This is a genomic window from Novosphingobium humi (genome assembly GCF_028607105.1).
Classification (GTDB): Bacteria; Pseudomonadota; Alphaproteobacteria; order Sphingomonadales; family Sphingomonadaceae; genus Novosphingobium; species Novosphingobium humi.
The window spans coordinates 2,900,409-2,920,671 of the sequence record NZ_CP117417.1 but is presented as its reverse complement, the minus strand read 5'-3'; the positions used below and the strand labels follow the sequence as shown (position 1 = coordinate 2,920,671).

Annotated in this window: 15 protein-coding genes; 4 read left to right on the top strand and 11 right to left on the bottom strand. The window is 64.5% G+C overall.

The features are described from left to right. Window positions 1-35 precede the first annotated feature (35 nt). On the top strand, window positions 36-539 hold the full coding sequence (locus PQ457_RS13775) for a DNA-deoxyinosine glycosylase (protein ID WP_337958473.1): 504 nt from the start codon (window positions 36-38) through the stop codon (window positions 537-539). Between the two features lie 267 nt (window positions 540-806). On the opposite strand, the gene PQ457_RS13770 is transcribed toward PQ457_RS13775, so the two are convergent. Genes PQ457_RS13770 through PQ457_RS13755 form a run of 4 tightly spaced genes read right to left on the bottom strand, consistent with a single transcriptional unit; the run spans window position 807 to window position 5,287 of the window. After that, window positions 807-2,186 carry an efflux transporter outer membrane subunit gene (locus PQ457_RS13770; RefSeq protein ID WP_273617374.1) on the bottom strand — a complete coding sequence of 460 codons (1,380 nt, stop codon included), beginning with the start codon at window positions 2,184-2,186 and terminating at the stop codon, window positions 807-809. Then, window positions 2,183-3,154, bottom strand: a complete 972-nt coding sequence (locus tag PQ457_RS13765; protein WP_273617373.1) for an HlyD family secretion protein — start codon at window positions 3,152-3,154, stop codon at window positions 2,183-2,185. Before PQ457_RS13765 ends, PQ457_RS13770 begins: the two co-directional genes overlap by 4 nt. Before the next feature lie 10 nt (window positions 3,155-3,164). After that, on the bottom strand, window positions 3,165-3,395 hold the full coding sequence (locus PQ457_RS13760) for a DUF1656 domain-containing protein (protein WP_168604226.1): 231 nt from the start codon (window positions 3,393-3,395) through the stop codon (window positions 3,165-3,167). After that, window positions 3,392-5,287 (bottom strand): FUSC family protein, encoded by a 1,896-nt coding sequence (locus PQ457_RS13755; protein ID WP_273617372.1) that lies wholly within the window; start codon window positions 5,285-5,287, stop codon window positions 3,392-3,394. Before PQ457_RS13755 ends, PQ457_RS13760 begins: the two co-directional genes overlap by 4 nt. 146 nt (window positions 5,288-5,433) lie before the next feature. Between PQ457_RS13755 and PQ457_RS13750 the strand changes: the two genes are divergently transcribed. Continuing rightward, a complete protein-coding gene (locus PQ457_RS13750; protein ID WP_273617371.1) occupies window positions 5,434-6,318 on the top strand; it encodes a LysR family transcriptional regulator in 885 nt (294 codons plus the stop codon). A 160-nt stretch (window positions 6,319-6,478) separates the two neighbouring features. After that, on the top strand, window positions 6,479-7,492 hold the full coding sequence (locus tag PQ457_RS13745) for an MlaA family lipoprotein (RefSeq protein ID WP_273617370.1): 1,014 nt from the start codon (window positions 6,479-6,481) through the stop codon (window positions 7,490-7,492). A gap of 23 nt (window positions 7,493-7,515) precedes the next feature. On the opposite strand, the gene PQ457_RS13740 is transcribed toward PQ457_RS13745, so the two are convergent. The 7 genes from PQ457_RS13740 to PQ457_RS13710 form a co-directional block, all read right to left on the bottom strand. Then, a complete protein-coding gene (locus PQ457_RS13740) occupies window positions 7,516-7,854 on the bottom strand; it encodes a P-II family nitrogen regulator (protein ID WP_273617369.1) in 339 nt (112 codons plus the stop codon). Between the two features lie 14 nt (window positions 7,855-7,868). Continuing rightward, window positions 7,869-11,000: an efflux RND transporter permease subunit gene (locus PQ457_RS13735; protein ID WP_273617368.1), complete on the bottom strand. Its 3,132-nt coding sequence runs from the start codon at window positions 10,998-11,000 to the stop codon at window positions 7,869-7,871. Then, window positions 10,997-12,145, bottom strand: a complete 1,149-nt coding sequence (locus PQ457_RS13730) for an efflux RND transporter periplasmic adaptor subunit (RefSeq protein ID WP_273617367.1) — start codon at window positions 12,143-12,145, stop codon at window positions 10,997-10,999. The genes PQ457_RS13735 and PQ457_RS13730 overlap by 4 nt, the downstream gene beginning before the upstream one ends. Window positions 12,146-12,149: 4 nt before the next feature. Continuing rightward, window positions 12,150-13,346 (bottom strand): TolC family protein, encoded by a 1,197-nt coding sequence (locus PQ457_RS13725; RefSeq protein ID WP_273617366.1) that lies wholly within the window; start codon window positions 13,344-13,346, stop codon window positions 12,150-12,152. A gap of 249 nt (window positions 13,347-13,595) precedes the next feature. Continuing rightward, window positions 13,596-14,969: an alkaline phosphatase family protein gene (locus tag PQ457_RS13720; RefSeq protein ID WP_420540942.1), complete on the bottom strand. Its 1,374-nt coding sequence runs from the start codon at window positions 14,967-14,969 to the stop codon at window positions 13,596-13,598. Next, a complete protein-coding gene (locus PQ457_RS13715; RefSeq protein WP_273617365.1) occupies window positions 14,969-17,242 on the bottom strand; it encodes a TonB-dependent receptor in 2,274 nt (757 codons plus the stop codon). The genes PQ457_RS13720 and PQ457_RS13715 overlap by 1 nt, the downstream gene beginning before the upstream one ends. 126 nt (window positions 17,243-17,368) lie before the next feature. After that, on the bottom strand, window positions 17,369-17,617 hold the full coding sequence (locus PQ457_RS13710; protein ID WP_273617364.1) for a GlsB/YeaQ/YmgE family stress response membrane protein: 249 nt from the start codon (window positions 17,615-17,617) through the stop codon (window positions 17,369-17,371). A gap of 546 nt (window positions 17,618-18,163) precedes the next feature. On the opposite strand from PQ457_RS13710, the gene PQ457_RS13705 reads away from it, so the two are divergent. After that, window positions 18,164-20,074: a ribonucleoside-diphosphate reductase subunit alpha gene (locus PQ457_RS13705; protein ID WP_420540988.1), complete on the top strand. Its 1,911-nt coding sequence runs from the start codon at window positions 18,164-18,166 to the stop codon at window positions 20,072-20,074. Window positions 20,075-20,263: the final 189 nt, after the last annotated feature.

Here is a 20,263-nt window from a genome sequence, read left to right as displayed (position 1 = left end):
TTGCGGCAAGCTGACAACGAAGAAAGTATCGTCAATTGCAACAGAACGTAACAGATGGCCTGCGGGACACGGCGTTTGGCATGGTGGCCGATGCGCAAACCCGGCTTTTGCTGCTGGGCAGCCTGCCGGGGCGGCAATCGCTGGCGGCGGGGCGCTATTATGCCCATCCGCGCAATCAGTTCTGGAGGTTGCTCTCGCCGGTGGTGGGGGCGGACCTGACGGCCATGGAGTATCAGGCGCGGCTTGCTGCGCTGCTGGGCGCGGGGATCGGCCTGTGGGATGTGGTGGAAAGCGCCCGGCGGCGCGGCAGTCTGGACGCCGACCTGCGCGAGGTGGAGGCCCGCGACCTGCGCAGCGCGGCGGCCGGTTTGCCAGCCTTGCGCGCGATGGCGTTCAACGGGGCCAAGGCCTATGCGATCGGGCGGGCGCAACTGGGCGATGCGTGGCCCTTGATCGCGCTGCCCTCGAGCAGTCCGGCCCATGCGGTGGGGATTGCGGCAAAGCAGCCGGCATGGGCGGCGTTGCGGGAATGGCTTTAGGTTTGTTGGGCGGGGATTTGCCTCCGGCGGGCAAAGGGCGGGGGCCCTTTGCAATCCCGATACTGTCGATGTTGCGCCCCGGATCAGGCCTAAGCTGGCAAGCGTGATGTGGAATTATTAAAGCCTGCGGCGCCGGGTGGCGCTACCTTGCCGCGCCGCAGGCTTGGAAAATATGGCGCAAAAATAAGACCTTGGCAACCGTGCGCAACCCCAAAACGGGATTGCAAAGGGCCCCCGCCCTTTGCCCGCCGGAGGCACCTCTAAAACCTACCACCCGCCGCCCAGCGCCAGGAACAGGTTGATCTGATCCAGTACCAGCGCTTCCTTGGCGGCCTGTTCGCGCTGGGCGGCCAGCAGCGCGGTGCTGCGCCCGCCGATGTCCACCTGCGCCGCCGCCTTGCCGCCCTCGCGCAGGCGGCGCAATTGGTCGGCGGTTTGATCGGCCGCCTCGCGCGCCTCGGTCAGCGAGAGCAGGCGGTTGTGGTTTTCGCCATAGGTGCTGATCGCGGTCTGCACCTCGCGCAGGGCGTTGAGCACCTTGCCGTCGAACACGGCCAGCGCGCGGGCGGTGTCGGCCTTGGCGGCGCGGACCTTGGCGCGCGGGCCTGCGCTGGGGAAATTCCAGCGGATGAGGCCCGCGATGCTCCAGCGATTGGTGGCGGCCCGCCCCAGATCTTCCAGAATGCCGGTGGTGCCGCCCGTCAGGCCGATGCCGATCTGGGGATAAAGCTCGGCCGTGGCCACGCCGATGCGGGCGGTGGCGGCGGCCAGTTGGCGCTCTGCGGCGCGGATGTCGGGACGGCGCGCGATCAGGGCCGCGCCGTCGCCGGTGGGCAGCGGCTGCGACAATTTGGGCAGATGGTGGCAGGCCTCGGCCTCGCGCGGGTAATCGTCGGGCGTGCGACCCATCAGGAATGCAAGCCGATAGAGCGCCGCGCGCGACTTGATCTTGTCGAGCGGCAGGGCGGCGCGCGCATCGGCCAGACGCGCCTTGGCGGCGGACACCTCGATCGCGCTGCCCCGGCCCTCGGCCTGCAGGCGCTCGGCAAATTCGACCAGTCGCTCCTGCACTTCCACCGAATGCTCGACGATAGCTTCCATTTCCTGCGCGCCGCAGACCTCGACATAGGATTTGGCGACTTCGGCGGCCAGCGTCACCTTGACCGCATCGGCCAGCGCGCCCACGGCCCCTTCATCGGCGCGCGCGGCCTCGGCCCCCCGGCGCAGGCGTCCGAACAGGTCGAACTGATAGCTGACCCCGCCGCCGGCCGAGCCGAGATTCATCACCGGCAGTTGCTCGGTCAGCAGATAGGATTCGCCCGAAAGCCTTGCGCGCTGGGCGGCGGCCTCGACGGAGAATTCCGGCTCATTGGCACCCTCGGCCGCCTCGGTCATCGCCCGCGCCCGGCCCAGAGAGGCCGCCGCCACGCGCAATTCGGTGTTGGCGCTCAGCGCCTGTTCCTCAAGCCGATCCAGCACCGGATCATCATAAAGATGCCACCAGCGCGGGGGCAGGGGCGCCTGCTGCGTCATGCCATCGGCCTGCGACAACTTGGCCGAAACGGGCTTGGGCGCCTGATAATTCGGCCCCATCACGCATCCGCTTAACGCCAGTGCCGTGCAGGCCGCCCATAGAGCCCGCTTCACTTCGCGCCATCCCGCGCCAGCGTGACCGAGGCCGTCCGCCCCGCGATCAGCGCGATATCGGCGGGCGGATTGTCCAGCTTGATACGCACCGGCACGCGCTGGGCCAGACGCACCCAGCTAAAAGAAGGGTTGATCGCGGGCAGCATCTTGGCGCTCGCGAGCCTGTCATGATCCTCGATCGCGGCGGCCAGCGAGACGACATGGCCGGTCAGCACCTTGCTCTCGCCCATCATACGGATCGTGGCGGCCTGACCCACATGGACATGGGGCAGCTTGGTTTCCTCAAAATAGCCCTCGACGCGCAAGGATGCCGTGTCGATCAGCGCCATCACCGGCGCGCCCGCGCTGACATAATTGCCCACGCGCAGGTTGAGGTCGGACATGCGCCCGTCGGTGGGCGCGACCACCCGCGTGCGCGCCCGGTTGAGCAGCGCCAGATCGCGCGCGTCGCGCGCCGCCGTCACCCGCGCCTCGGCCTCGGCCAGCATGGCATTGGCTTCGGCGGCTTTGGCCTGCGCCTCGGCGGCCTTGGACTGGCTCTGCTCGGTGGCCTCGGCGGCGACCAGATCGCCCAGCTTCCGGTTGCGCACGGCGTCGCGTTTTGCCTGTGTCAGCACCACATTGGCGCTCTGGATCGCGGCGCGCGCGCGCGTCACGTCGGCCTGCGCGCTCTGCAACTGGCTGTCAGCCTGACGGATGGCCAGATCAAAGCGGGCCGGGTCGATCTGAAACAGCACATCGCCCTTGCGCACGGCCTGATCGTGGGTGACGAAAACCTGCGTCACCAATCCGGCCACATCGGGCGCCACCTGCACCACATCGGCCCGCACGCGCCCGTCGCGCGTCCATGGATCGGCCTGATAATAGGTAATCAGCGCGCGCCCCGCCACAAGCGCGGCCGCCACCAGCACGCCGGTCACAGCATAGCGGACGACTTTGGAGCCAGCAGGAGAAAGCGAGAGAGTCATGGCAGGGGCCTTATAGCGGGGAATGCAGAAGCGAGGGGACGAGCGGGGGCAACCACAGCGTGACCATCGCCCAGACGAGAACAAACATGGCCGTATCGAACAGCACCGGATGCCATACGAAACGATAAAAACGGACGGCGATCAACAGCCGGTGCAGCAGCAGCGCGATCAACAGCGCGATGCAGCCGTGCACGGGGGCCGCGTCAATATAGATGCCGCCAAGGATATATTCGGCGCTCATGCGTAACCTCCGGCGCGAAAGGCGGGTGCATGGGGAAACAGATTGCGGCGCAGCGCCACCAGCGCGGCGCGGCCCTGTTCCGGCTCGGTGATCAGCGTGGCCGATGTGGTCAGTTGGGGCAAGGGCTGGCTTTGCGTCAGGCGCAGCGCGATGTCGATCGCCTCCAGCAATTCGGGCGGGGGCGGCGTGTCGCGCTTGTTCGACCAATGCGCCGTGCCCAGACGCAGCATATGTTCAAGCGCGGCGGCAAGGGCGGGCGTGGCATGGCTGCGCAGATGCTGGATCTGGACGATGTTCATCGCGATGCGGATGTCGCTCAGCCCGGCCGTCGCCATATCGGTATCCGCGCCCAGACGCTGGGTGATCAGGGCGAGCTGATCGGTGCTGCGCCCCAGCGCGGCCAGCGCATCGGGCGGCGAGGAGGAGCGCGCCAGCGCCACCAGATCGCGCCGCATCCGCGCATTCAGCCGGGCAATCGCCACATCCTTGCTGATCGTGGTCAGACCCGCCGTCATCCCGGCGGCCACCACCATGGCCACGAACTGGGCCAGATTGGTGTTGAGGAAATGCGCAAAATCGGCGGTATAGGTTTCCTGCAGGGCCAGCGTGCTGCAAAAGCCCATCATCAGCGCAAGGGAAAACAGGCCATAGCGCGGATTGGGCAGCAAACTGCCAAACAGCAGCAGGGAGGGCGAAAGCACCAGCACCAGCGGCAGGAAACCGTCGATCTGGGGCAGGATATAGAACAGGTACAGACCCGCCAGCGGCATGGCCGAAAGCGTGGCCACGCCGAAATTGAGGATCGCGGGCACGGGATTGTCCATCGCCGCAAACAGACAGCAGAACACCCCCGCCAGCGCGGCGGCCGAGGCGCCGTCATGCCAGCCCGACAGGATCCAGATCGCGCAGACCACCAGAATGGTGAGCGTGGCCGCCACACCCGCAATCAGCGCCGACATCGGATCGGCATGCAATTCGATCGTGCCTTTTTGCTCCTGATCCGAGAGCGGCGAGGGGCTTTGCGGATGGCCCAGATGATGGAGCAGCGCATCGCATTCATCCAGCAGCACGCCCGCCTGTCGTCGCCGCAGCTCATAGCTTTCGCGCAGAAGGTCGTTCCATTCATCATCGCCATCGCCGATCGCGCGCCGCCGGTCCGCCATGCCCGAGAGCACCGGCAAGAGCAGCAGCACCCGGCGCAGCAGCGCCTGCACGCTGGCGGTGGCCTCGCGCCAGTGCGATGTGTCAAAGGGGATGTGCGTTGCCAGCAGCGTGCATTCCACCGCATCGACGGCCAGTTGCTGGCGGTCGCGCAGCGAGGTGGTCGGATGCGCGCCGGCCAGAATATCGTCATACCATCCGCGCGCATCGGTCAGCCAGCGTTTGAGGCGCGGTTCGAGCGCGGTGGCCACCGATTTGGGCCAGAGCAAACTGTGCGAGAGCGTGGCACAGGTGATGCCCAGCACGATTTCGGTCACGCGCGCGGTGGCAATGTCAAACACCGCCTCGGGCCGGTCCACGGCGGGAAAGGCGATGATCGCGGCGGTATAGCCCGCCAGCATCAGCATATAGGCGCGCGGCGAACGGTCGAGCAGCGAAATCGCCAGCGTGATCCCCACCCAGAGCGCCAGCGCGAGGCTGAGCAGTTCCGGCCATTCCACCAGCATCGGCACCAGCGCCACCGCCACCGTGGCGCCGCCGCCCGTGCCGATCACGCGATAGATCGCCTTGGACCGGGTGGCGCCCGAAAGCGGGCTCGACACGATATAGGCCGTGCTCATCGCCCAAAAGGGCATGGGCAGGCCGACAAACAGGCTGACCCACAGGGCGAGCAGCGCAGCAAAGGCGGTCTTGGCGGAATAGGCCCAGGCGGACCAGCCGGGTAGGGTCATGGGCGGGGGCCGCAGGCGGGGTGGGGCAACAGATCGATCACGAAGGGCGACTCGAATGGGGGGACATCTGTGCCTTAGGCCTCCTTCTGACCTCATACCACACAGCAGTCTGGCATTTGGCAATAAAAATATTTATGGCATGGCTTATGTCGCTTCAGCATCTGCGCACCTTTGTCGAAGTCTATCGCCAGCGTTCGATCAGCGGGGCCGCGCGCAGCCTTGGTCTGACGCAACCGGCGGTTTCCCAGCATATTGCCGCGCTGGAAGCCGCCATCGAGCGCGATTTGTTCACCCGCCAGCCCAAGGGCGTCATCCCCACACTGGCAGGCGAGGAGCTGGCCGCCAGCCTTGGCGACCGGCTCGACATTGCCGAGGCGGCGCTGGCGGCGGCGCGGGCGCGCTCCTCGGACATGACGGGTTCGGTGCGGCTGATCGGCCATGGCGATTTTCTGGCCGAGGTGGTGGCGCCGCGTCTCTTGCCGCTGCTCCATTCGGGCCTGCGCATCAGCCTGCACACCGGCGACCGCGAGGCGATCCGGCAGGGGCTGATCGAGGGCAATTACGATCTTGGCCTCTCGGCCTATGTGCTGGCCGACCGCCGTTTGCGCAGCGCGCGCATTCACGAAGAGCGCGTCTATGCCGTGGCCGCGCCGCGCGTGGCCGCGCGCATCATGGCCGCGCCCGATCTGCGCCGGGCGTTAATGGCCGAGCCGGTGCTGGCCTATCATCTCGAACGGCCGCTGGTCGAGGACTGGCTGGTGGAAAACCGCCTGCCCGGCCCGCCCGTCAGCCCGGCCGTGGTGGGGCAGGACCTGCGCTGTCTGCGCAGCCTGATGATGCAGGAGTTCGGCTGGACCGCGCTGCCCGGCTATCTGTGCGGCGACCTGATCGCGCAGGGCCAACTGGCCGAGATCGTCGCCCCGATCGAACGCCCGGTACACACCTATTCGCTGGTCTGGTCGCCCGCGGCCTTGCGCCATCCGCGCGTGGCCTTTGCCCGCAATGCGTTAATGGCCGGCAGCTTTCCCTAAAAGGGACATTTTCCCACCGGTTTGTCGCAAATTGTCGTAGTTCCCACTAGGCAGTCCGCACGAGTTCTCTACAAGGATCGTGCGATGGCGGGGGCCGGAGTTGGGGAATGTTGGAATGATGGGATCGGCCAGGGCTTGTCGTGGGGGCAAGAGCGGTTTGGTGAAAGGTGGTCTGGCGCTGGCATGGATGCTGGCGGCGGCGCCATGTTGGGCGCAATCGGTTTCACCCGATGCTGCGCCGGGCGTTGCCGCGCCGTCAAGTGTGGCACAGGATGCGGCGATGACGCCCAATGGTCCGGCGGTTCAGGATGGCGCCGCAGGATCGCCATCGGTTTCGCCATCGGCATCGGTTTCGCCATCGGCATCGGTTTCGCCATCGGCATCGGTTTCGGCCCGGCCCTTGGTCTCTACCCACGCAGCCCCTGCGGCCAGACCTGTGCCGCCGCGTCACCCCGGCCTTCCCGGCGCCGAGGAACAGCCCAGCATCGTGGTAACATCGCGCCCGCTGGCGCCTGATCCGGCGCGCGCGATCAACATGGCATCCTTTGCCGTGACACAGGCGGTGGACGATGCGGTGCTTGAGCCTTTTTCCAAAGGGTATGAAGCGGTTGTGCCCTCGCCGGTGCGCGATGGCATTCACAATGCGCTTTACAACCTGCGCGAACCGGTGATCGCGGCCAATTTCCTGATGCAGCACAAGGTCGGCAAGACCGCTGAAACGGTCGCCCGTTTCGTCCTCAATTCGACGATCGGTCTGGCCGGGATCTTTGATATGGCCAAGCGCAAGCCGTTCAGATTGCCTTTCCGTGAAAACGGTTTTGCCGATACGCTGGGCTTTTATGGCGTCCCCAACGGGCCGTATCTCTATATGCCCCTGTTCGGATCGACGACCTTGCGCGACCTGACGGGGCGCATTGTGGATCGTGCGGCCCTGCCTTTGGCGATCGGCCGCAATGTCGTTCCGACGGCGGCCCTCGTGCCGATGATCGTGCTGGGGGTCGTCGATCGCCGGGTGGTCAACAAGGAGCGGTTGCGGCAGGAAAAGGAATCGGCCGATCCCTATGCGACCACCCGCGACAATTATCTGCGCCGCCGCGCCAATCATATCGAGGAACTGCGCCATCCCCATGGCGAGGACGAAGGCGGCAAAGCGGCGGAAAAAGAAGAGGGCTGATCGCCAGCCCTCTTCCTTGATGCCTAATCCTCCGGCTCCGCGGCGATGAACAGGCATTGTTCAACCCGCATGGTCCAGATCAGCCCGTCGCCCTGACGGGCGGTGCGGGTGATCTGGCGGATCGTGTCATAGATCGGCTTGGCATTGGCTTCGTCCACGACGATGTGGATCATGGATTTGGGCGTGAAATCGACCAGTTCCTGTTTGATCGTCCATGGATAGTTGCCCAGTTTCCCGGTGCCGCTGCACCCTTCGACCTTGGCCACGGTCATGCCGGGAAATTCCGGCAATTGCCGCAGCGCGGCGCGCAGCATCTCGACCCGGCTTGGCCGGACAACGGCGCGGATTTCAATCATGGCCATGGTGTTTTCTCCCCTCAGGCCTCGACGCGTTCATCATCAAAGAAGCGATAGATCGTGGGCAGCACCACCAGCGTCAGCACGGTGGAGGTAATCAGCCCCCCGATCACCACGATGGCCAGCGGCTTTTGCACCTCCGACCCCGGTCCGGTGGCGAAGAGGAAGGGGATCAGGCCCAAAAGCGCCACGGTCGCCGTCATCATCACCGGGCGGAAACGCAGGGTTGCCCCCTGAACCACCGCCTCGCGCACCGATTTGCCCTCATCGCGCAGGTTGCGGATATAGGAGACCAGCACCACGCCATTGAGCACCGCAATGCCCCAAAGCGCGATAAAGCCCACCGAGGCCGGCACCGAGAGATATTCCCCCGTCACCGCCAGCCCCACGATCCCGCCGATGGAAGCGAAAGGCAGCACCAGAATGATGAGCGAGGCCAGACGCAGCGAGTTGAACAGCACGAAGAGCAGGAAGAAAATCGCCGCCACCGTGATCGGCACGATGATCATCAGATGGCCCAGCGCGCGCTCCATATTCTGGAATTGCCCGCCCCATTCGAGGTAATAGCCATCGGGCAGCTTGATCTGTTTATCAACCTTTTGCTGAAGCTCGGCCACGAAACCGCCAAGGTCGCGGCCCTTGACGTTCATGCCGATGACGATGCGGCGCTTGCCCATTTCGCGGCTGATCTGGGCCGGGCCGTCCGAGACGACCACCTTGGCCACGTCGGCCAGGCGCGCCTGAGCGCCGCCGGGCGAGGTGATCAGCAGGTTCGAAATCGCCTCGATATTGTTGCGATAGGCCTCCGGCAGGCGGACCACGCCGGGGAAACGGCGCTCGCCTTCAAAGATCTCGGTCGCCTGTTTGCCGCCCACCGCCGTTTCCAGCAGATCGTTCACATCGGCCACATTGAGGCCAAAGCGCGCCAGCGCCGCCCGGTCGATCTCGATCGAGAGATATTGCTGGCCGCTGACCTTTTCGATGCGCAGATCCTCCGCGCCTTGCAGCGATTGACCCACGCGGGCGATTTCCTCGGCCACCCGCTTCAATTCGTCCATGTCATCGCCAAACACCTTGACCGCGATGTCGGAGCGCACGCCGGTCACCATTTCGTCCACGCGGTCGGAAATGGGCTGGGCCATCACGATCTGGACGCCGGGCAGAGCTTTCAGTTTTTCGCGCATGGCGTCGGCAATATCGTCCTGATTCCAGCCCTTGGGCCATTCCTCGCGCGGTTTCAGGCTGACGATGGGGGTGGATTCATTGGGGCCTTGCGGGTCGGCCGGGCTTTCGCCGCGGCCCACGCCCGACACCGCCGATTTGACGCCGGGGACCTGCATGATCAAACGCATGCCCTCCATCTCGATCTTGATCGATTCATCAAGCGCGATGTTGGGCACGCGGTTGATGCCGGGCACCACCGAGCCTTCCTTCATTTCCGGGATAAAGGCCGTGCCAAGGAAGGGCAGCAGCGCGAGCGTGGCCAGAAAGCCGCCCACCGCCAGCGTGATCGTGCGCTTTTCATTGCCCAGCGCCCAATGCAGCATCTTGAGATAGCGGCTTTTCATCACTTTGATAACGCGGGTATCGTGGTCTTCCTCGCCCCCGTGGCTGCCTTCATGCACCTTCGGCGCTTTCAGCAGATAGGAGGACAGCACCGGCGTCACCGTCAGCGAGAGCACCAGCGAAATCGCCAGCGCAATCGCGATCGTATAGGCCAGCGGGGCAAACATCTTGCCCTCCATCCCCTGCAGCGTCATCAGCGGCAGGAAGACGAGGATGATGATGCCCACGCCAAAGATCACGGGGGTCGCCACCTCGACCACGGCGCGCAGGATGATGCGCACCTTGCTCTCGCCGCTCTCGCGCGTCTGGCCCAGCAGGAGGAAGGCGTTTTCCACCACCACCACCGAACCGTCGACCATCAGCCCGATGGCGATGGCCAGCCCCCCCAGCGACATGAGATTGGCCGATATGCCCAGATAATTCATGCAGATGAAGGTGAGCAGCGGCGTCAGCACCAGCGTAGACACCACGATCACCGAGGAGCGCACATCGCCAAGGAAGACGAAGAGCACGATCACCACCAGCACGATGCCTTCCATCAGCACCTTGACCACGGTGTGGATCGCGGCATCGACCAGTTCGGAGCGGTCGTAATAGGGCACGATCTTCAAGCCATCGGGCAACATGCCCTTGCTGTTGATCTGTTCGACGCGCTCCTTGATCTTCGTCACGATGGCCTTGGCATTGCCGCCCGCCATCATCATCGCGATCCCGCCCACGCTTTCCGTCACACCGTTCTTGATCAGCGCGCCGTCGCGCACGCCGGGCCCGATCTTCACCTCGGCGACATCGCGCAGATAGACGGGCGTTGCGGCGCTCTCGCGGATAACAATGGAGCCAAGGTCATCGACCGATTTGACCAGACCCACGCCCCGGATCAGATATTGTTCGGCATATTGGGGCAGCACGCCGCCCCCCGCATTGGCATTGTTGCGGGCCACCGCCTGATAGACCTCGGCCACGCTGACCGAATAGTGGCGCAGCTGATCGGGGTTGACCAGAACCTGATATTGCTTGGCAAAGCCGCCCTGCGAGTTGATTTCGGCCACGCCGGGAATCGAGCGCAGCAGCGGGCGCACCACCCAGTCCTGAATGGTCCGGCGGCGGGTCAATTCGTCTTGGCTCAGCACCGAATTGCCGTCGCCCGGCTTGTCCAGCGTATATTGATAGACTTCGCCCAGACCCGTCGAGACCGGGCCCAGCACCGGTGCGATCCCCGGCTGCATTTTCGAGCCGACCTCGATCAGGCGCTCCATCACCAGCTGGCGCGCGAAATAGACATTGGTCTTGTCGGTGAACACCAGCGTGATGAGCGAGAGGTTGGGCTTGTTGAGCGAACGCATCTCCTCAAGGCCCGGCAGGCCCGTCATCGCCACCTCGATGGGGACGGTGGCCATGCGCTCGACTTCTTCGGGGCTGCGGCCCCAGGCCTCGGTGGCAATCTGGACCTGAACATTGGTCACATCGGGAAAGGCATCGACCGACAGTTTCGACGCTGCATTCAGGCCAAAGCCCAAAAGCACCGCCGCCACCACGATCACGATCAGGCGCTGTTGCAGCGCCGCGCGTATCAGGGACTGGATCATTGGCCTTCCAATGCCTGCCGGTTGCGTTCGTTGTTGAGGTGAAAGGCGCCCTCGATGGCGATGCGCTCACCCGGCTTGACGCCCGAGATCACCACGCGCCTGCCCGCGACCTCCTCGCCCAGCGACACCGCGCGGAGGCGGAATTTGGAGGGTGCGGTTTCGACAAAGACATAGTCCTTGTTGCTCTCGCGCACGATGGCCGCATTGGGCACCACGGGCTGCTTTTCGGGCGCGGCCGTCACCAGCATCGTCGCCAGCATCTGGGGCTTCAATTCGCCGCTCCGGTTGTCCAGCTCGGTGCGCACCACCACGGTGCGCGTCTTGGGGTCGACCACCTGGCCCACATAGACCAGCTTCCCCTCGCGCTTGGCTCCGCCCAGCGCCGGGATTTCCAGCGCGACGGTCTGGCCCTGCCGAACAAAGCGCACCTGCTGTTCGGGCACCAGCGCCACGGCCCAGAGCTTGGACAGATCGGCCACCACAAACAGCGCGTCGGCCGGCTGCACCACCTGGCCCAGCGCCAGATTGCGTTCGACCACCACGCCGTTCATTGTCGAGAGGATCGGGGTGGAGGAGGAGATCACCCCCTTGCCCCCCAATTGCCCCAGCGCCGAGGCCGACACGCCCAGCAGGCGCAACTGGTCGGCGGCGGCGCGCATTTCGGCATGGGAAATGCTGGCCTCGCTCTGGCGGCGCTGCAATTCGGCGGCGGCGATGACATCGGCGGCATAGAGCTGCTGCGCGCGTTCGGCGGCGCGGCGGTTCAGCTCATATTGCGAGCGCGCGCGCAGATAGGCGAGCTGCTGGGTCGAAAGGTCCGAACTGTTGATCCGGCCCAGCACCGTGCCGCGCGAGACGTTCTGACCGATATTGGCGGCCATGTCGGTGACGCGCCCCGTTACGGTCGCGCCGATGCGCGCCACGCGGTTTTCATCAAACGTGATCTGGCCCGCCACGCGCAGCGTATCGGACACCGCCTCGACACCCACCGGGGCGACCTTGACGCGGCCCTGCATATTGGCGCCCGCCACCACGCTTTCGGGGTCGATCCTGGGCTTGGCGGCTTTCTTCTCATCGCCGCATGAGGCCAGTGTCAAAGGCAGCGCAAGGGACAGAGCCAGCGCCACAAAAGGAAATTTGTTCATGGGTTTATCTCTGCGCAAGATTGGAGCTGAGGCGCTGGATCTCGACCAGCGCCACGGCCAGATCGAAACGGCTGTTGATAAGATCGGCGCGTGCGGCGCGGAACACACGCTGGGCGTCCAGAACGTCGATCAGCCCGCGCTCGCCAAAGCGATAGGCCGACTCGGCCACCTTGAGCGCCGATTGCGCCTGCGACACCACGCCGCCTTCCAGCGCGGCCACGGTGTTCTGGGCGATCTCATACTGTTTGTAGGCGATCACCAGTTCCTGACGCACGGCATATTCGCGCGCCTCAAGCCCCAGCGTGGATTTCGACAATTGCGCCTCGGCGGCGGCCACCGGCCCCTTGCGCCGGTCCCAGATGGGCACCGTGACGCTGAGCCCAAAGCGGGTCTGGTCCTGTTCGGCGTCGCCGCTGCGTTCGGCGCGCAGCGCGACCTGCGGCAGGCGCAGCGCCTCCTCGGTGCGCAGGCGATAGCGCGCCTGATCCTGCTGGGCGCGGGCCTGAACCAGATCGGGGTTGGTGCGCGCGACCTGTTCGACCAGCTCGTCAAAGGGCGGCAATTTGGGCAAGGCCTGCAACCGGCCCGTTACAGTGAAATTTTCCGGCAGGGCGGGCCCCACCAGCATCCGCAACTGGCTGCGCGCCTGCTGAACCCGCAGCGCGGCGGCGGCGGCGGTCTTTTGCACGTTGAGCAATTCGGCCTCGGCGCGGATCGCCTCGAATTTGGCCGTTTCGCCCTGCTTGACGCTGAACGACACTTTTTGCTGCATCGAGCGCACGATGCCGACATCTTCCTCGGCCACCACCTGTTCGGCGGTGCGGCGCAGCAGGTCGTAATAGGCCATGCGCAGATTGGCGATCCAGTTGGTCACCTGTCCGGCAAAGCCCGCCTCGCTGGCGGCCAATCCGGCGCGGGCGGCCTCGATGCGCGGCATGCGCGAAAAAGGCAGGTCGAGCGGTTGGGACAGGCTGTAGCTGGTGGCTGTGCCCGAAAGGCCGCTGGCCACCGGCTTATACCGCATCGGGCCGGTCATGAATTCAACCGTGGGATTGGGCAGGGCGCGCGCGGTGCTCACCTCGCTGCGGGCGATGGCGACATCGCGCCGGGCAGCCTGAAGCGCAGGATTGGTGTCCTGCGCCAATTGCTCAAGATGATCGAGAGTATAGTTTTCCTGAGCCACGGCATTTCCGCCGCTCATCAGAAAAAGCACCAGAATATGGTGTAATCGCATCAGTAATCGAACTCCGCGAGGGCTTAATCCCGTATTTCCTGAACCCTCCCGACGGACGACTGATTGTGGTTATGTTCTATCGTTGTCGGATTGTGGGGTATGGGAAAGCCGGCGGAGCGGCAAATAAAAATACAATAAATGCCCCGTGGTGCAGGGCAGGAGCGATATTGTGCAGGAGTGGTGACGCGCAGGGGCAAACCCTGCGCGTCGGCCGTCTCAGAAGGTGATCGCCGGGGCTTCGGCCTGATCCAGCCGCGCGCCCATGATCCGCGCCAGCGTGGGCGCAATCGCGCGCATGTCGATCTCGCCCAGATCGCGGCCCTTGGGCACGCCCGGCCCGGCAATCATAAAGGTCGAGCGCATACGCGGATCGGCGGGGAAGAAGCCGTGCATGCCCTTGGTCGGCGGCACGAAGCGCAGCGGCAGGCCGGGCGCGACATAGCCGGTGGCCAGCATCGGCGGCGCAAGATTGAGGTAGAAGCTGGCGCGGGGATTGCCGCCCGCCTTGGCGATGGCCTCGCCTTCCAGCATGTCGATGATGCGATTGGCCGGATCGGCCTTCAGCCCCACCAGCAACTCGCGCACCTTGGCCTTGAGCGCGGCATCATCGGGCCGCGCCAGCACCACCGCCACCGACCCGCCCGAGGCCCATGCCACCGCGTCCCAGCTCTCGATCTTTTGCCGGCCCAATTGGTCGGGCGCGGACAGGTGGATCAGCCCCGCGTCGATCAGCGCGCGGCTGAGGTTGAAGGCATTGTCCACCGCCGCAAAGCCATGATCCGACACCAGCGCGATCACCGCATCGGGATGGGCCTTGCGCTCGGCCGCAACCAGATTGCCGACGATGGCGTCGATGCTTTCCAGCACGGCATGGCTTTGCGCGCTGTCCGGTCCCGTCTCATGCTGGGTATGGTCCAGCGCGGTCAGGTAAACGGTCAGGAAGTCGGGATGATGCGCGGCAATCAGGCGGGCGGCAAAACGCCCCCGCGTCTGGTCGCCGGGCAGGTCTTCGGCCTTGCCCGGCGCATAGGGGCCTTCCTTGGCCTCCAGTTCGGGCAACAGGCCCGGCGTGGAAAGCGCGGCCAACAGCTTGGCATCGTCCTCATGCCCCGTGCGCCAGATCTGGGGCAGGTTCCAGCCGATTTTTGCCCCCACGCTGACCGGCCAGTGGACATTGCCGGTGGTCAGCCCCTTGGCCCGCGCCGCATCCCACAAGGTGGGCACCTTGATGTCGCTGGCATACCAGTACCAGCCGTCCTGGTTGATCGCCGTCGGGTCGAAGGTCACATTGTTGAGCACGCCGTGATGGGCCGGATCGACCCCGGTGATCAGCGTCGTGTGGCTGGGAAAGGTGAGCGTGGGCAGCACCCCCACGACGCCTCCGGCATGGGCGCCTTCGGCCAGCAGGGCGCGCAGGGCGGGGATTTTCAGCCCCCGCTTGTCCGCCTCGATCACGTCGCCCGGACGCAGCCCGTCGATCGAGATCATCAGCACCGGGTGATGCGCCGGTTTGGCCGCCGGTTTGGCCGTGGCGGCGGGGATCATCCCCGCCGCCAGCAACAGACCCAGAAACGCAGCCTTCATGCCCATCAGAAGCCCGCCTTGATCGTGCCGAACACGGCGCGCGGCGCGCCCACCATCAACGTCTGGTTGTCGCCGCTGAAGCCGAAGCCGTTAGTGCCGATGGTCGAGACATATTTCACGTCGAACAGATTGGTCGCATTGACCTGCAACTCGATCGGGCGGTCCGAGAAGGGCGTCTTGACGCGATAGCCGAGGCTGGCATCGACCAGCGTGCGGCCGCCCACCGATTGGTCATTGGTATAGGTGAAATAGCGCTTCGACATATAATTGACCGCAACCCGCCCGAAGATCACCTTGTTATCATAGGCCAGCTCGGCGCGGGCTAGGTGCTTTGGCGCATCGACAGTGGTTTTGCCCACCAGCTTGTAGGTGCCGATGTCGTCGCGATAGGTGCTGTCATTATAGGCATAGGACAGGGTGGTCGAGAAGCCATGGCCCAGACGGGCGTTGACCAGCGCCTCGATACCGGCCGAACGCACGCCGCCCACGTTGGACAGCAGATTGGCCGCGCCCACGATCCCCGCGGCGGTGGGGATCACCAGCAGGCGGTTGTGGAAGTTGGTGAGGTAAGCGCCCAGCGTGGCGTTGATGCGCGCATCCGAATAGCGATAGCCGGCCTCATACGTGTCCGAGCTTTCCGGCTTCAGGCTGCCCTTGACCGCGTCGAACCCGGCCTGTGAGGCCGAGAAGGGGCCGCTGGTGGTGGCGGACTGATAGGCGCGGGTGGACTGGGCAAACCCGGCATAGACTTCGCCATGGTCGCCGATCTTGTAGGCCGCGCCCACGGTGGGCTGGAACCAGTCCTTGGCCGCGATCCGGCCCGAGGCGCGACCGCCCGCGATCACGGGGCTGGCCTTGTTGATGACGGCAAAGCCCTTCCAGCCCAGATTGATGGTCAGGTCGCCATATTTCACCGTGTCGGCCACATGATATTGCAGCGTCTCGGTGGCGAAATTCAGCTCCCATTGCGTGGCGAAGGGGTTGGACGGCCAGTCGAGCAGGCCTTGACCCGGATCGGTGCGGCTGAGCACGGCGTAATAGCGGCGCGCCTGATTGAAGGCATTGTGCTCCCACCAGCCGCCGACGGTCAGCTTGTGCGCGCCGATCTCGCCGTCGATATGGCCGAAAATGCCGCCGCGCTTGATCGCATATTCGGTGGTGCGCAGCGAGAGCGGGATGCCGTTCGGGCTGTTGACATAGGGCGTCCACCAGAGGCCGCGGCCCTTGTTGTCGTGGTAATAGGCCTTGATCTCGCCCGAGAACTTTTCGCTGAACTGAGTCTTGGCGCCCACCCAGCCGAGGAAGTCCTTGCGCAGACCGCCGCCCGAATAATAGGCATCGTCGGCATTGGCAAAGGGCGCGGGCCATGCCGTGCCCGCCGAGGGGTTGGTCGGCGTGGCGCCCGAATAGCCATTGTTGGCCGCCACATCGGCGACCTTGACCGCCAGCGCGTAATTGTTCGAGACATTGTCCCAGTTATAGCCGAGGCGGTTCAGCATTCCGAGGCTGAGGTCCTGATAGTCAACCTCGGCGCGGTCGGAATAGGAGGCATAGGCCGACAGCTGGGTCTTGCCCACATCGCCCACGATCTTGGCGTTCACCAGCGTCTGGCGCTGCTGGCCATAGCCCTTCCATTTCGAGGTTTCGTGGTGATCGACCGCGATATAGCCGCGCAGATCGCCATTGGCGCTGGCCGCATTGACCCGGCCAAAGGTGCGCCAGCTGTTGAAGCTGCCATAGGTGGCGGCGGCATCCAGCGCGAAATGGTCGAGCGGGTCCATGCTGGAAAACTCGACCGTGCCGCCAAGGTTGTTGGTCGCCTGCGTGCCCAGAGCGCCCGCGCCCTGCGTCACGCGGGTGGCGCCGATATTGTCGGTGATGATCGCGCGGCTGATATGCAGGCCGTTCAGGTTGCCATAGGTGGCATCGCCCAGCGGCACGCCGTCGAGGGTAAAGCCGAGCTGGTTCTGGTTGAAGCCGCGAATCGAGACGCGCATGGCCCATTCATACGAACCGAACGGATCGGCGCTCTGGAAATTGACGCTGGGCAGGTTTTCGATGGCCTTGAACGGGCTGGTGCCGGGAACCAGCACGGCCAGATCCTTGGTGGTCAGGGTCTGGGCCTGACGCACCACGCCTTGGCCGACCACGACGATGGCGTCCGATTCGCCCGCATCGGCGGCGGGCGCTTCGGCGGCGGCCGGCGTTTCGGCGGCATGGACGGAGCCGAGCGGGCAAAGCGCGCTGGCGGCAAGCAGAAGATGGCAAAGTTTGGACATGACGACCCCCATGTGCTGGATGCAGTGATGGGGCGCGGCCTAGGGCCGCCCTGTTACGGACAGGTGGCGGAACAGAGACGTTTTGATGACGATTTTATGAAGATTACAAGGCGTTGCTTATTTACATCAATGCCAGCCCATGTGCCGTCCGATGAAGATCAGCGCCATCGCCCCCACCACCGAGGCAATGAATCCGGCCGGGCGGGCAGGGCGCCCCACATCGCCGCGATTGACCACCAGATCGGCCAGCAGCGAGCCCCCGATGCCCAGCAGGATCGTCATCCACCACCCCATCGGGACCGCCCCCAGATAGACAAAGCGCGCGACCAGACCGACAACAAGCCCGGAAAACAAAGCGGCGATCAGGCGGAACATCGGTGTTCTCCCGAGGTATGAGGTGTTCTAGCAGATTAGTACAGTCGCGTGCGAAGCGCAAAGCCGATCCGCAGGGCGCATCCAGATGTGGAGAACTTTTTTCGATTCCGCCCAATTTGACTCTTGCGTGACAGGCCAATGCCCGATTTCCGGCGCGTCGCCGCCCCGGCGGGCGGGTGTGGGCAAAATGCGCGATTGCGCGCTTTCCTCTTGCGCATGTTTCCGCCTTTGAGGCACAACAAGTTGTGGCCGGTGAAGGGCGCCGACCTCTATCCCTAGTTATTGACCGCCAGAGGCCGCAAAGCCTCGGCGCGGCGCGATTCTTTGGAAAAGAGCAGCCCCGAAGGCGCCGGAACAACCAGTTTCAACACCATGGAGGGGCAGAACGTGGATTTCAGCAGCGGGGATGAGCGAGCCGAACGCAACAGCGATCTTTCGACTTTGCCGCTGACGGAGCCGCAGACGGGTGCCGATGGCGCCGCCGTTCTGTCCGATAAGAAGGAGGCGGGCGCTGGCCCGGCTATGCCGATGAATGACAAGACCGATATGGCAACTGCCGACCTGTTGACCGCCGAACGCATGGGCGATCTGCTCAGCGTGGCGGCCGCCGCCGCTTCCTCGCCCAAGCAGCCCGAGGACACCAAGCGCGTCGATGCGCGCCGGTTCAACATCGTGACCGATCCTTCGCGCGATGCGCTGCTGACCGATTTCGGGCGCGAGACGCTTGATGACCGCTATCTGCTGCCCGGCGAGAAGTATCAGGACCTGTTTGCCCGCGTGGCTGACGCCTATGCCGACGATGCCGAACATGCCCAGCGGATCTATGACTATATTTCCAGGCTGTGGTTCATGCCCGCAACGCCGGTGCTCTCGAACGGCGGCACCGGGCGCGGGCTGCCGATCTCGTGCTATTTGAACACGGTTGAGGACAGCCTCGACGGCATCGTCTCGACCTGGACCGAAAACGTCTGGCTTGCCTCGCGCGGGGGCGGCATCGGCACCTATTGGGGCAAGGTGCGCGGGATTGGCGAACAGGTGGGTCTCAACGGCAAGACCAGCGGCATCATCCCCTTTGTACGCGTGATGGATTCGCTGACGCTGGCGATTTCGCAAGGGTCGCTGCGTCGCGGGTCGGCGGCGGCTTACCTTGACGTGTCGCACCCGGAAATCGAGGAATTTCTCGAAATCCGCAAGACCAGCGGCGACTTCAACCGCAAGGCGCTCAACCTGCACCATGGCGTGCTGCTGACCGATGATTTCATGCAGGCGGTGCGCGACGGGCGCGAGTTTGAGCTGAAGTCGCCCAAGGACGGCAGCGTGCGCGGCAAGGTCGATGCGCGCAGCCTGTTCCAGAAGCTGGTCGAAGTGCGTCTGGCCACCGGCGAGCCTTACCTTGTGTTCTCGGATACGGTGAACCGCATGATGCCCAAGCATCACCGCGATCTGGGTCTCAAGGTCTATACCTCGAACCTGTGCAGCGAAATCACCCTGCCCACGGGCAAGGACCATCTGGGCAATGATCGTACCGCGGTATGCTGCCTTTCCTCGCTCAACCTGGAAACCTGGGACGAGTGGAACGGCGACAAGCGCTTTATCGAGGACGTGCTGCGTTTCCTCGACAATGTGCTGCAGGATTATATCGACCGCGCACCGTCCGAAATGGCCCGCGCCAAATATTCGGCCAGTCGCGAACGCTCGGTCGGCATGGGCGTGATGGGCTACCACTCCTTCCTGCAAAAGAAGGGTATCGCCTTTGAAAGCGCGATGGCGAAGGCGTGGAACCTCAAGATGTTCAAGCACATCTCGGCCAAGGCGGACGAGGCGAGCATCCTGCTGGCCCAGGAACGCGGCGCATGCCCCGATGCCGCCGACATGGGCGTGATGCAGCGTTTTTCCTGCAAGATGGCCATTGCGCCGACCGCTTCGATCTCGATCATCTGCGGCGGCACCAGCGCCTGCATCGAGCCGATCCCGGCCAATATCTACACCCACAAGACGCTGTCGGGCTCGTTCGTCGTCAAGAACCCCTATCTGCAAAAGCTGCTGGCCAGCAAATCGAAGGATTCCACCAATGTGTGGAACTCGATCCTCGAACATGGCGGCTCGGTCCAGCATCTCGATTTCCTCAGCCCCGAGGAAAAGGCGACCTACAAAACCAGCTTCGAAATCGACCAGCGCTGGCTGCTCGAATTCGCCGCCGACCGCACGCCCTATATCGATCAGGCCCAGTCGCTGAACCTCTATATCCCGGCCGATGTGGACAAGTGGGATCTGATGATGCTGCACTATCAGGCGTGGGAAAAGGGCATCAAGTCGCTGTATTATCTGCGTTCCAAGTCGGTGCAGCGCGCGGGCTTTGCCGGCGGGGTCGAGGCGGACAACACCTCCGAGGCGCCCAAGATCGAACTGAGCGCGGGCGGGCAGACGGACTATGAGGAATGTCTGGCCTGTCAGTGATATTTCGCAGGGTTTGATGCCTCCGGCGGGCAAAGGGCGGGGGCCCTTTGCAATCCCATGAATGGGGTGGGGTTTGGTTTGAGGCGGGGCGCTATGCGCGATGATTGAAAGCCTGCGGCGCATTTTAACGGCGCTGCAGGCTTTATCATTTCCAACCCCGCGTCCGCACCCATTGGCCGAACTCATGAC

Coding starts and splice junctions, on each gene's coding strand:
- PQ457_RS13750 (WP_273617371.1), top strand. CDS start 5,434: ATGTCGCTTCAGCATCTGCGCACCTTTGTCGAAGTCTATCGCCAGCGT.
- PQ457_RS13710 (WP_273617364.1), bottom strand. CDS start 17,617: ATGTTCCGCCTGATCGCCGCTTTGTTTTCCGGGCTTGTTGTCGGTCTG.
- PQ457_RS13730 (WP_273617367.1), bottom strand. CDS start 12,145: ATGAACAAATTTCCTTTTGTGGCGCTGGCTCTGTCCCTTGCGCTGCCT.
- PQ457_RS13760 (WP_168604226.1), bottom strand. CDS start 3,395: ATGAGCGCCGAATATATCCTTGGCGGCATCTATATTGACGCGGCCCCC.
- PQ457_RS13765 (WP_273617373.1), bottom strand. CDS start 3,154: ATGACTCTCTCGCTTTCTCCTGCTGGCTCCAAAGTCGTCCGCTATGCT.
- PQ457_RS13720 (WP_420540942.1), bottom strand. CDS start 14,969: ATGGGCATGAAGGCTGCGTTTCTGGGTCTGTTGCTGGCGGCGGGGATG.
- PQ457_RS13735 (WP_273617368.1), bottom strand. CDS start 11,000: ATGATCCAGTCCCTGATACGCGCGGCGCTGCAACAGCGCCTGATCGTG.
- PQ457_RS13705 (WP_420540988.1), top strand. CDS start 18,164: ATGGCAACTGCCGACCTGTTGACCGCCGAACGCATGGGCGATCTGCTC.
- PQ457_RS13725 (WP_273617366.1), bottom strand. CDS start 13,346: ATGAGCGGCGGAAATGCCGTGGCTCAGGAAAACTATACTCTCGATCAT.
- PQ457_RS13715 (WP_273617365.1), bottom strand. CDS start 17,242: ATGTCCAAACTTTGCCATCTTCTGCTTGCCGCCAGCGCGCTTTGCCCG.
- PQ457_RS13755 (WP_273617372.1), bottom strand. CDS start 5,287: ATGACCCTACCCGGCTGGTCCGCCTGGGCCTATTCCGCCAAGACCGCC.
- PQ457_RS13740 (WP_273617369.1), bottom strand. CDS start 7,854: ATGGCCATGATTGAAATCCGCGCCGTTGTCCGGCCAAGCCGGGTCGAG.